This is a genomic window from Nocardia jiangsuensis (assembly GCF_042650385.1).
GTDB classification, from domain to species: domain Bacteria; phylum Actinomycetota; class Actinomycetes; order Mycobacteriales; family Mycobacteriaceae; genus Nocardia; species Nocardia jiangsuensis.
This window is the reverse complement of sequence record NZ_JBHSAX010000007.1, coordinates 1-12,043: the sequence shown is the minus strand read 5'-3', so window position 1 is coordinate 12,043 and position 12,043 is coordinate 1. Positions and strand designations below refer to the sequence as shown.

5 protein-coding genes and 3 pseudogenes are annotated in these 12,043 nt (G+C 73.8%); all 8 read right to left on the bottom strand.

Translation table 11 applies throughout. The annotated features are described in order from the left end of the window. Positions 1-31: 31 nt before the first annotated feature. Positions 32-574: pseudogene (locus ACFO0B_RS07700) on the bottom strand (GNAT family N-acetyltransferase); the annotation flags it as partial. Positions 575-619: 45 nt separating this feature from the next. Then, a pseudogene (locus ACFO0B_RS07695) lies at positions 620-4,018 on the bottom strand (amino acid adenylation domain-containing protein); the annotation flags it as partial. Between the two features lie 155 nt (positions 4,019-4,173). Then, on the bottom strand, positions 4,174-5,913 hold the full coding sequence (locus ACFO0B_RS07690; RefSeq protein ID WP_378611624.1) for an ABC transporter ATP-binding protein: 1,740 nt from the start codon (positions 5,911-5,913) through the stop codon (positions 4,174-4,176). After that, complete coding sequence (locus ACFO0B_RS07685; protein WP_378611877.1) at positions 5,910-8,603, bottom strand: ABC transporter ATP-binding protein/permease; 2,694 nt, start codon at positions 8,601-8,603, stop codon at positions 5,910-5,912. Before ACFO0B_RS07685 ends, ACFO0B_RS07690 begins: the two co-directional genes overlap by 4 nt. A 336-nt stretch (positions 8,604-8,939) precedes the next feature. Then, positions 8,940-9,377, bottom strand: a pseudogene (locus ACFO0B_RS07680) (ABC transporter permease); the annotation flags it as partial. Positions 9,378-9,394: 17 nt separating this feature from the next. Further along, complete coding sequence (locus ACFO0B_RS07675; RefSeq protein WP_378611623.1) at positions 9,395-10,132, bottom strand: ABC transporter ATP-binding protein; 738 nt, start codon at positions 10,130-10,132, stop codon at positions 9,395-9,397. Positions 10,133-10,160: 28 nt separating this feature from the next. Further along, positions 10,161-10,646 carry a hypothetical protein gene (locus ACFO0B_RS07670; RefSeq protein WP_378611622.1) on the bottom strand — a complete coding sequence of 162 codons (486 nt, stop codon included), beginning with the start codon at positions 10,644-10,646 and terminating at the stop codon, positions 10,161-10,163. Between the two features lie 232 nt (positions 10,647-10,878). Beyond that, positions 10,879-11,925: a hypothetical protein gene (locus ACFO0B_RS07665; protein WP_378611621.1), complete on the bottom strand. Its 1,047-nt coding sequence runs from the start codon at positions 11,923-11,925 to the stop codon at positions 10,879-10,881. Between the last annotated feature and the right edge of the window lie 118 nt (positions 11,926-12,043).

Below are 12,043 nucleotides of genomic sequence, written 5' to 3'. Positions count from 1 at the left end.
GCCAGTACGAAGAATGCGACACGTCGGCCTCTCAGGAATCGGTGCGCCGGAAGGCGGGGGCCAGGAAGCGGCCGTTGCCGGTGGCCCGGACGAAATCGGCGCGGGTGCAGTAGCTCAGCCGCGCCACCTTGTCGCCGACCGGGTGGTCGCCCGCCACCGCGAACCCGACCGCGGCGTTCAGCCGCTGCACGTCGAGGTTGCGGACGTCCGGCTCCACCACCACGCGCTCCGCGCCGAGTTCGAAGAACGCGGTGCGCATGATGTGCAGCATCACCGCGCCGGTGAAGCCGCTGAGCCTGCGGTCGGTGCTCGCCACCAGCAGGTGCATGCCGATATCGCCCGGCTCGGCGGCGTAGCCGGTGCCGGGGTCGGCCAGCTCGCTGGTCGCCGGGTTGTAGAGCTCGAAGAGGAACTCCGGGGTGCCCTCGTAGTACCCGATGCGCAGCCCGTACTCCGGGGCCCCGCCGATCTCGGCGCTGTGCCGGATGAGCTCCTCGACCTCGGCGACGGTGCTGTTCAGCATCCCCCAGTACTCGGCCTTGGGGTCGGTGAGCCAGCCGTGCGCGAGCTCCGCGTCCCGCTCGATCTCCATCGGCCGCGACTCGAACGGGTAGTGCGGTGTGGCGCCGGCGATCTCGTCCTCGACCTCGACCTCGGACAGCCGCAGTACGGCGAGTACGGTCTCCGCGACCCGGCCCGCGCGCTCACCCTCCAGCTCGGCGATGCGCTCGGCCAGCCCGGCGACCGAGCGGCGCACGAAGATGTCGGCCACCGTGAGGTCGGGGGTGTCCAGCCACTGCCTCGCCTGCGCCACGAAGGCGGTGGCGAGCACGGAATCGCCGCCGAGCGCGAGGAAGTCGTCGGTGACGCCGAGCGGGCGGGTCGGCAGGATCTCGCCGAGCACGGTGACCAGCGCCCGCTCCAGCGGGGTGCGCGGCTCGACCGCGACCCGCTCGTCGGCGCCGGCCAGCTCGCGGATCTTCGCCCGGTCGTACTTGCCGTTGGCGGTGAGCGGCAGCGCCTCGACCACGGTGATCGTGCGCGGGATCATGTGCGGCGGGAGCACGTCGGCGAGCGCGGTGCGCAGCGCCGCGCCGTCGGCCGCGCCGACGACGGCGGCGCGCAGCTCGCGCCCGTCCGACCAGGCCACCGCCGCGCCGACGGCGTCGAGGCCGAGCAACCCGGCCTCGACCTCGCCGAGCTCGACCCGGTAGCCGCGCACCTTGACCATGTGGTCGGCGCGGCCGAGGAACTCCAGGAAGCCGCCGGGCAGGTAGCGGGCCAGGTCGCCGGTGCGGTACCAGCGCACGCCGTCGCGCGTGAGGAAGCGGTCGGCGGTGCGCTCCGGGTCGGCGCGGTAGCCGTCGGCGACACCGGCGCCGCCGATCCAGAGCTCGCCGGGGACCAGGTCCGGCCGGTCCCGGCCCGCGGCGTCGACCACCCGGCAGCGCACCCCCGCCAGGGGGGTGCCGTACGGCACGAAGGCGGCGCCTGCGGGCACCTGCGGCGCCGCGCAGACGGTGGAGTGGATGGCCGTCTCGGTGGTGCCGCCGAGCCCGGCCACCCGGCACTCCGGGAGCTGCGCCGCGACCCGGTCGAGCAGCGCGACGTCGACCTTGTCGCCGCCGAGCAGTACCACGCGCAGCGATTCCGGCAGCGGGACCAGGTCGAGCAGCATGCCGAGGATCGATGGCACGCAGTTCAGGACCGTGACCGACCGCTCCGCGAGCAGCCGGGCCCAGGTGTCGACCCTGGTGTGCTCGTCGTCGCCGGGGACGACGACGGCGCCGCCCACCGCGAGCGGGGCGAAGATGTCGAAGACCGAGAGGTCGAACTCCAGCGAGGAGACCTGCAGGGTGCGGTCCCCCGGGCCGAGTTCGTACCGCGCCACCAGGTCGGTGAGGGTCGCGACGGCCGCCCGGTGCGGCACCTGCACACCCTTGGGCAGCCCGGTCGAGCCGGAGGTGAAGAGCACGTAGGCGAGGTCGTCCGGGCCGACCGGCACCGGCTCGGCCGGGTCGGCCGCGCGCGCCGCGCCGATCTCGAGCGCCACCGCGTCCGGCCAGGCAGCGACCCGATCGGTGAGTACCGCGGCCGGTGCGGCGACGGCGGCGATGCGCTCCCGGCGGGCGGCGGGCTGGGTCGGCGCCAGCGGGACGTAGGCGGCGCCCGCGGTGAGCACGCCCAGCGCGGCCGCGACCTGGTCGCCGCCCTTGGGCAGGTCGATGATGACGGTGTCGCCGGTCCGCACCCCGGCGGCGCGCAGTGCGCCCGCGATCCGGCGGGCCTCGTCGGCGAGCTCGGCGTGCGAGCGGGTGCGATCGTCCGCGACGACCGCGGGGGCGGTGCCGCGCCGCTCGGCGAGGGCGAGCGCCCGGCCGTGCAGGGTGCCGTCGAAGTGCGCGGTCGCCGGCAGCGGGCGCTCGGCCGCGAGCCGCTGCGCGCGGACCTCGGCCGCGAGCGGGTCGGGGGCCGGGATGTCCCAGTCGCCCGCGATGAGCAGGTCGAGCAGCCGCACGTAGTAGCCGAACATCGCCTCGGCGGCGCCGGGCTCGAGATCGGACGCCCGCACGTCCCAGTTCAGCAGCAGGGTGCCTGCGAGCTCGGTGACCTGGGCGTCGAGCAGCACCTGCGGCCCCTGCGAGACGATCCAGGACGGCTCGCCGAGTACCTCGGTGACGGCGGGCGAGAACAGCTCGCCCAGCCCGAGCGCGCTGGTGAAGACCACCGGCGAGACCACCGGCTCGCCGCGGTGCCTGCCGAGCTCGCGCAGCACGTCCAGCCCGCCGACGCTGCCGTGCGCGGCCGCCTCGTGCAGCGCGGCGCGCATCGCGCGGGCCCGCTCGGCGAGTGTGCGGGGTTCGGTGAGGTCGACGTCGATCAGCAGCGAGGAGGTGAAGTCGCCGACCACCCGCTCCACGTCGGGGTGCACCGGCTCGCGGTCGAAGAGCGGGACGGTGAGCAGGAAGCGCGGGCTCGCCGACCAGGCGCCGACCGCCTCCGCGAAGACCGCTGCCACCGCCGCCGCCGGGGTGGTGCCGCGCCGGTGCGCCTGCTCCTCCAGCCGCCTGCGGTCGGCGGCGTCGATGGCATGGTGCAGCCGCACGGTGTCGGGCGCGGTGGCGCCGCGCCGGGCCGCCTCGTTCAGCGGCAGCTCGGGCGGGCCGGGCAGGTGCGGAATCCGCCCTCGCCACCAGGCCAGATCGGCGTCCTTGGGCACGCGGCCGGTGCGGGCCGCGGAGAGCGCGGGGAAGGTGACGCCGAGCGGGGCCAGCGTCTCGCCGCGGTAGAGCCGGGCCAGGTCGTCCACCAGGACCCGGTAGCTCATGGCGTCGGCGGCGATCATGTCCACGTCCAGGTGCACCCGGGTGCGGCCGTCGCCGAGCAGGCTGAGCTCGGCGCGCAGCACGGCGCCGTCCTCGATCGGCAGCGCGCGGTGCGTGCCGTCCCGGCGCAGCGCGGCCAGCGCCGCCTCGGGGTCGGGCACCGCGCGCAGGTCGTGCACCGCGATAGCCCCCCGGTGCGCGGCGCCGATCACCTGGGTGCCGTCCGGCAGCACCCGCACCCGGAGCATGGGGTGCCGCTCCAGCAGCGCGGCGACCGCTGCCTCGAACCGCTCCGGCGCGGCGAGCGCGCCGTCGAACTCGATGTACAGATGCGCCGCGACCCCGCCGAAGGCGTGGCTGTGCGAGCGGCCTATCCAGTACGCGTGCTGCATCGGCGCCAGCGGGAACGGCTCGGCCGGATCCACCTCGGGGAGCGCGGCCTCCGGCTCGGCGGGGAGCTCGCCGACCAGCAGCGTGGTCCAGGCGCGGAGTGTGGGATCGGCGGCGAGCCGGGCGAAATCGATGTCGTGGCCGCGCTTCCGCCATGTCCCGGAGAGCCGCATCATGCGCAGGGAATCCAGGCCCTGCTGGATCAGATCACCATCGAAATCCAGCGATTCCGGCGCGATTCCCAGTACCGATCCGACTTCCGCCCGGACGTCGAGATCCGTCTCCGAACGAACGACCACCATCGACAACGCCTCTCACAGAGTTTTACTTAGGGTACCCTAATTCATCGCCCTGTCGAGTTCGATCTGTTGCGGCACAACAGCTTTCACCTCGCACGGGCGCGCGGGGATGCCGGGCCGCTTCCGGCCCGTTCGACAGTCTTCTTCGGTTGTGCGGGTCAGCCGACGCCGGCGGATATCCGCCAGCCGGCCGCATCGTTCTGCTGCCACCAGAAATCGGCGAACCGGCCGGCGGCGGCGAGCAGCTCCTGCACGGTGCCGTCCTCGATCACCCGGCCGTCCTCGACGAACAGCACCCGGTCGGCGCCTGCGATCGTGCTGAGCCGGTGCGTCACCACGATGCGGGTCCGGCGCTGCGGGTCGTTGGTGACGGCGGCGACCACCGCCGCCTCGTTCTCCGCGTCCAGCGCGCTGGTGCCCTCGTCCACCGCCAATACGGCGGAGGGCTTGAGCAGTGCCCGCGCGATCGAGACCCGCTGCCGCTCACCGCCGGAGAGCGCCGTGCCCGCCTCGCCGACCACAGTGTCCAGGCCGTCCGGCAGCCGGCTCGCGAACTCGTCCACCCTGGCCAGCCGGAGCGCGGTGGCCAGGCGCTCCTCGTCCGCGCCGGGGTCACCGGCGAGCACGTTCTCCCTGATGGTCCCGGCGAAGAGGTACGGCTGCTGGAAGACGACCGCCGCCGCCGCAGGTCTGGCTGCCGGGTCGAGCGCGCCGAGGTCGGCGCCGCCGACCAGCACGGAGCCCGCATCCGGCGCCTCCAGCCCCGCGACCAGCGCGAGGATCGTGCTCTTGCCCGCGCCGGACGGCCCGACGATCGCGGTGACCTCGCCCGCGCCGAACTCGATGTCCAGCCCGGTGAGCACCCGATCGGCGCCGTAGCCGAAGTGCACGTCGCGCAGTGCGACGGGCGCGCCTGCGGCCGCGGCGGGCGGCTCGGTCGCACCGGAGGCCGTGCCCGGCGCGGCGGTGACCGTCTCGATGTCGCGCAGCGTGTTCCGCGCGCTCTCCAGCGCGCCGGAGAGATCGCCGATGGCGGCGAACGGCTCCAGGAACCGGACCACGACGACGATCAGCGCGACGGCCTCCGGCACCCCGATGCTGCCGCGCACCGCGAGCCAGGCGGTGGTGCCCGCCAGCGCGAGCAGCGCCAGCTGGCTCGCCAGCCCGAAGAGCACCTGCCCGGGGATGCCGAGCAGCAGCAGCCGGACGGTCGCGCCGTGCTGCGCGTCCAGCGCCGCGCCGGTCTCGCTGCGCGCGGGCTCCACCCGCCGGGCCGCGCGCAGCGCCGCCTGGGTGCGGGCGAATTCCAGGATGCGCGCGGTGAGCGCGCTGTTCGTGTCGGTGGCGACCTTGTCGGCGGTGCGGGTGAGCCGCAGCGTCGCGGCCAGCGCGCCGAGCAGCAGCACCACGGCGAACAGCGCGACGACCCCGAGCTGCCAGGCGATCGGCAGCAGCGCGAGCCCGATCGCGATCGGCAGCAGCAGCCCCTGGATGACCGGGGTCATCAGGTAGCCGACCATGCCGACCAGCTCCGGCCCGGTGGCCGCGATGGCCCGGCGGGTGATGGCCGAGTTCTCCTCGCCGAACCAGCGCAGCGGAATCCGCGCCACCTGCGCGGAGACCGTGCGCTGCGCCGAGTCGAGAATGCCGAAGCCGAGGTCGAAGCCGACCCGGGAGGCGATCGAGTCCACGATCCAGCCGGCCACGACCGCACCGGTCAGCGCGCCCACCCAGGGCCACGCCTGCGCCGGATCGGCGCCGAAGAGCGCGGTGACCAGCGGCACGATCAGCACCACCGCGACCGCGCGGAGCAGCGTGGAGACGACGGTCAGCGTCAGGTAGCCGGCGAAGAGCCGGCGCCGCGCGGCCGGGACGAGGGCGAGAACGGTGCCGATCATCGCGCGAACTCCTTGGTCTCGGCGGCATTCCAGAGCCGGGCGTAGCGCCCGTCGCTGGCGAGCAGTTCGGGGTGCGTCCCGCTCTCGGCGATCCGGCCGCCGTCCAGCACGACGATCCGGTCGGCCTCGGTGACGGTGCGCAGCCGGTGCGCGATCACCAGCACGGTGCGCCCGGCGGCGAGCCGGTCCAGCGCCCGCTGCACCAGGTACTCCGACTCCGGGTCGGCGAAGGCGGTCGCCTCGTCCAGGATCAGCACCGGGGTGTCGGCGAGCAGCGCCCGCGCGATGGTGAGCCGCTGCCGTTCGCCGCCGGAGAGCGCGGTGTCCGCGCCGAGCACGGTGTCGTACCCCTGCGGCAGCCGCAGGATCCGGTCGTGCAGCTGGGCGTCGCGGGCGGCCTGCTCGACCGCGGCGGCGTCGGCGTCGGGCGCCGCGAGCGCGATGTTCTCCCGAACCGTCCCGTGCACCAGCTGGGCGTCCTGGAAGACGAAGCCGACCCGGGTGTACAGCTCGTCCGGGGTGAGCCCCGCGATATCCCGGCCACCGACCCGGATCTCGCCGGAGTCGAGGTCGTGGAAGCGGGCGAGCAGCGCGGCCAGCGTCGACTTGCCCGCGCCGGAGGGGCCGACCAGCGCGGTCACGGTGCCCGGCTCCAGCGTGAGCGAGACGTTCTCGACGACCGGAACACCGGCCCGGTAGCCGAAGGTCACGTCGTCGAAGACCACCCGGCCCGCCGGCTCCCGCCGCTCGGCGCCGCCCGCGCGCACCTCGAGCGCGGGTTCGTCGAGCGTGATCTGGATGTCGCGCGCGGCGAGCCTGCCCTCGCGCAGCCCGGAGAGGCCGTAGCCGATGCTCAGCAGCCGGGAGCCGAAGGTGGTGCCGAGGAAGAGGAAGGGGAGCAGGTCGACCGGGTCGAGCCGGTCGGTGGTGATCAGCGCGGTGCCCGCGACGGCGATCAGCCAGAGGAAGGTGACCGGGCGGGTGATCAGGTCCATCAGCGACTTCTTGCCGACGAACGGGCGCTGCCAGCCGTCGAGGAAGGCGATGTAGCCGTCGAGGCTGCGCCGGAACGGCGAGGCCGCGGCGCCGCCGAAGACCCGGATCACCGGCTGGCCGTCCAGGTACGAGGTGGCCTCGGCGTTCATCCGCTCGGCCCACCGCTGCGACTGCACGATCTTGGGCCCGGACTGGGCCATCATGGTCAGCATGGTGAGCACGGCGCCGAGCACCGGGATCAGCAGGATCAGCCCGAGCCGCCAGTCCACCCAGAACAGGTAGCCGAGCACGGCCAGCGGGGCGACCACCGCGGCGACGGCGTCGGTGACGGCGTGCGTCACCAGGTAGTGCAGCGACAGCGTGCTCCCGGTGACCAGCTTGCTCACCTGCCCCGAGCTGCGCGCGGTGAACCAGCCGAGCGGCAGCCGGGCCAGTGTGCCGAGCAGCCGGGCGCGCAGGTCGCGGCCGAAGCGGGCGTCGACCGCGTGCAGCCACAGTTGCAGCGCCGACTCCAGCAGGGTGCCCGCGCCGAACAGGGCGAGCGCCCAGAGGCCGAGCGACCACAGCGTGCCGGAATCGCTGCCGGCCAGCAGGTTCCTTGCGAGCTCCACCAGCAGCACGTAGGGGGCGAGCTGGAGCAGGGTCAGCACCACCTGCAACACGCCCGCGACGATCAGCTTGGGCCGGATCTCGGCGAACAGCCTGGTGCCGGCCTGCGAACGCCAGCGTCCGGGGGTGGGTGGCGCGGCCGCCGCGCCGGAGACGGTGCCCGGAACGGCCGCCGTCGAGGCGGCGGCGTTCCCGCCGTTCGCGGCGGTGACAGCGGTCGGGGTCGCGGCGGCGTCGGCGACATCGGTCCCGGCGGCGCCGGCGGCAGTCGTGCGCACGGTAGGCGGGGCCGCGCCCGCGGCGGACGCCGCACCCGCCCGCTCGGCGTCGCGCTCGGCGGCGTCCCGCTCCTTGCCCATGGCCCGGCCATGCACCCAATACGCCTGGGCGTAGATGTCGGTCTTGGGGAAGCCGAACTCCTTGAGCCGGGTCCGGACGTGCTTGAGCGAGGCCGATTCCGGACCCGCCCAGCAGTACCAGTTCGCCCAGTCGCGCGTCTCCAGCGCCTCGGCGAGCGCCGACTCCGAGCTGCGCGGCACCCAGTGCACCCGGGCCAGCGGATGCGGGGTGAGCGGGATGAGCAGGTCGTCGTCGTGGTGCAACTCCAGGTACACCTCCACCGCGACCTGCGGCGGCACCGCGGCGAGGATGGTGTTGATGGCCGGAATCGAGGCCGAGTCGCCGACCAGCAGGTACCCGGCGGGCAGGTCGTCGCCGACGGTGAAGTTCTTGGAGCCGAACGAGGTGACCTCGATGGTCTCGCCACCGGTCACCTTCATCGCCCAGGCAGACGCGGGCCCGGCCGGCTCGTGCAGCACGAAATCGACGGCGAAGCGCCCGGTCTCCGGCTCCGCCTCGGCGATCGTGTACCCACGCTGGAACTCGCTCTCCGACCCCTCCGGGTCCGGGAACCAGAACCGCAGCCAGGCGGTCGGCTCCACGCTGATCTCGGCGAAGAGCGTCGGCGCGGTCAGCCACACACGCAGCAGCCGCGGGGTGGTCTGCTCGGTGCCGAGCACCGTCGCGGTGTGGTACACCACGCCGAAGCCACGGAGCACCGCACCCTGGAAACCTCTGCGAGCCATGCCGTTCCTTTCCTGGTCGTTCTGCACGTCGGCGCGGGTGAGCCGCACGGTCCCGGCGGCGAAGATCGCGACGCAGATGGCGGCGAAGTAGAGCAGCGAGCCGTTCTGCCCGCCGAAGGCGCTGTCGAAGGTGGCCATCTGCCCGACCCCGAGCTCCCCGTTCTTGAACGGGGAGAGCTGCTGCAGCGTGATCCCGAGGTCGCCGGGCACGAAGGTGACGAAGGTTTCCACCCCGAACTTCCAGAGCAGCACGATCATCACCACCAGCCCCGGCTTCGGCAGCAGCGCGGCGAGCCCGAGCCCGAGCGCGCAGACCAGCACGGTGAAGAACGGGATGCCGAGCCAGAGTCGGATGCCGTCGGCGGAGAGGATGTCGACCCGCCCCCAGATCTGCGGGAACAGCAGCGGGAACCCGCCGAGCATGATCAGCGTGGTGAGCGCGGCGGTGACCGCGCCGATCAGCCCGTACACCACCAGCTTCGCCACGGGGAGCAGCCAGCGCCGCGGCTGGATCCGGAAGACGATCTGCGCGGTGTCGTCCTTGAACTCACCGGCCAGCGCGGAGACCGCGCCGACCATGAGGATGAAGGTGGAGAAGACCAGGATCCAGTAGGCGGCGTTGTCGGTGTCCATGCCACCGCCGCCGTTGAGCTGGTTGGACTCCACGGCTTTGGCGATACCGAAGTTGAGCAGGGTGGGGATCAGCACCGCGAGCGGCAGCACCGTGTACCAGAGCGGGCTGCGCCGGGAGAGCTTCGCGAACTCGCTGCGCACCGCGTCGGTCAGCAGGGTCACGGCCGCGCTCCGCTCGCCGCGTACTCCACGCTGCCCCTGGTGATCTCCAGGTAGGCGGCCTCCAGCGGGCGCTCGCCGGAGCCGCGGGCGACGGTCTCGTCCCGGCTCGCGTCCCAGAGCACCGCCCCGGCGCCCATGACCACGATCCTGGTGCCGGTGATCGCCACCTCGGTGAGGTCGTGCGAGGCGACGAGCAGGCAGGTGCCGTCGGCCGCGAGCCCGGTGAGCAGCTCGCGCAGCCACAGCGTTCCCTCGACGTCGAGGCCGTTGGCCGGCTCGTCCAGCACGATGGTGCCCGGCTCGCCGAGCAGCGCCGCGGCGATACCGAGCCGCTGCAGCATGCCGTAGGAGAACCGGCCCACCGGACGTTTCGCGGCCGGGCCGAGCCCGACCCGCTCCAGCAGCGTGCCGACATCGGCGCGCCGGAGCCCGCCGAGCGCGGCCTGCCAGCGCAGGTGCTGCTCGGCGGTGTGCCGCGGGTTGCGCGCGAAGGCGCCGAGGGCGAAGCCGATGGTGCCGAGCGTGCTCGCCAGCTCCGGCAGCCCCTTGCCGTCGATCCGGATCCGCCCGGCGTCCGGGCGGACCAGCCCGGCGATCATCCGCATGACCGTCGTCTTCCCGGCACCGTTCGGCCCGAGCAGGTAGGTGATCGCCCCGTCCTCGGCGGTGAAGCTCACCTCCCCGACGGCAACCCGGTCACCGAACTTCCTGGTGACGCCCTCGACGCTGATCATGCCGCGGCCCCGCGCGTTCGCAACCGGCTCAGTAGCCGAAGCTCGGGTTGCCCGCGCACTGGAGCTGCTGGCAGATCCGCTTCCAGTCGAACTTCCAGAGCCCGGCGTCCCGGATGAAGTGGTAGGTGGTGGTCTGCGCCGGGATGCCCGCCATCAGGCCGTGCACGGTGACCGAGAGGGTGTTGCCGTCATTGCGCACCGGGCCGATGGCGCGGCCCTGCAGCGAGAAGAAATCCATGGTCCGGCTGTACTGCATGACCTTCTCCAGCTCGGCGCGCGCGCCGGGGCCGTTGTAGCTCACCTCGACCTTGGGGTCGATGCCGATGTTGGGGTTCCAGAAGGCCGCGAACTGGCGCTCCAGCTGATCCAGGCTGGGCTGCTCCGCACGCACGTACAGATCGCCCGCCTTGGCGTCGCGGATCGAGACATCCGCGCTCGCCGGCGCCGCGGCCAGCAGGAGACTCACCACAATTGCGGCAAATAGGACGACACTGGCCCTGATCGACTTGACCATGACACACCTTCCGACGGTCCCGAGAGGGAGAGGCGGTGCCACACGCAGCCGCCGAGCGTTGCCAACGATAACCGTGGAAAGTTTGGTAAGTCAAACCTAAGTTTGGAGTCGGCCGAGTCGGAGTGAACGCGCCCAGCACTTGCCCGGCACTCCGAGGCGCGGCCGAAAGTGCGTGGTGACGCGTTCGGTTCGGCGCGAACGCCGAGTGGCGGCATCCGCCCGGCAAGCGGGGTCAGTCGGCCAGCAGGACGCCGGCCCAGCGGTCGGCGTCGAGGAGGACCGCGGCGGGGAGCCCGGTGGCCGCGGCGAGGGCACCCGGGTGCAGCCGGTCGTAGGCGCGGCCCGCGGCGGTGGCGGCGGCCGGGGGCAGCAGCAGCCAGTCGGCGGCGAGCCGGGTCGGGTGCCAGCGCGGTGTGGCGTGCCCGGCGTCCTCGGTGACGTCGAGCAGGCGGTGCCTGCGCAGCCCGCGCCAGAGCTCGCCCCAGCGGTCGAAACCGGTTGCGGCCCGGGTGCTTTCGGGGATAAGCGGGCGCGGCAGCTGCGCGGCCCGCACCAGCGCGAGCACCGGCAGCCCGAAGGCGCGGGCGAACTGCAGGCGGCGGGCGCCGTCGCCGCGCAGCTCGTACACCGGCCCGGCCGGGCCCTCCACCCGCACCAGCCGGATCGGCCGGGCGGCGCCGCCGAGCAGGAAATCGTCCATCCAGGAGCGGAGTTCGGCCTCGGTGCCCGCGGCGCGCAGGGTCCGGCAGAAGCCGGCCGGTGACCACCGGTCGTCGTCGGTCGGCTCGCGGGCGCGGCCCGGGACGGCGAGCACGGTGCGCGGGTCGATCCAGTCCAGGCTCTGCGCGCCTGCCCGCGGACCGTCGGCGGGGACGTAGGGCACCGGCGGGGTGCCGTCGAAGACGGCGATCCGCTCCACCAGCGGCGCCACCGCGTCCACCTCCGCGATCCGCGCGTGCAGCCAGTCCTGGAGCTCGGGTTCGCCCGCCGGGATCCGGTCGCGGAGGTGAACGAGCCCGGCACGCAGGGTGTCCCGCTGCGGGCGGTCGGCGGCGGCGCGCAGCAGCCGGGGCCAGCCCGGGTCCTGGTCCAGGTGCCCGGCGCGCACGTGGTCGAGGTCGGCGGGGGCCGGGGCGAGGGAGACGACGGGGCCGGTGGTCGCGGTGGCGCCGTAGCGGCGCAGCAGGGTGGCCATGTCCTCGACGGTGGGCGCCCAGCCGCGCACCACCCGCTCCCCCACCCGCGCCTCGAAGACGCCCCTGACATCACGCCACAGCACGGGCGGGCTCCGCGAGCCGGATCCTGGCGCCCGGGCGCAGGTTGGCCTTGGTGACGTCACCGCCGTAGTGGGCGAGTACCCGCCGATCCATGATCCGCCGCCACAGCGGCGGCACCGC

What these genes read in the sequence shown, in the direction of transcription:
- ACFO0B_RS07690 (WP_378611624.1), bottom strand. Translation starts at nt 5,913, where the DNA reads ATGATCGGCACCGTTCTCGCCCTCGTCCCGGCCGCGCGGCGCCGGCTC.
- ACFO0B_RS07685 (WP_378611877.1), bottom strand. Translation starts at nt 8,603, where the DNA reads ATGGCTCGCAGAGGTTTCCAGGGTGCGGTGCTCCGTGGCTTCGGCGTG.
- ACFO0B_RS07675 (WP_378611623.1), bottom strand. Translation starts at nt 10,132, where the DNA reads ATGATCAGCGTCGAGGGCGTCACCAGGAAGTTCGGTGACCGGGTTGCC.
- ACFO0B_RS07670 (WP_378611622.1), bottom strand. Translation starts at nt 10,646, where the DNA reads ATGGTCAAGTCGATCAGGGCCAGTGTCGTCCTATTTGCCGCAATTGTG.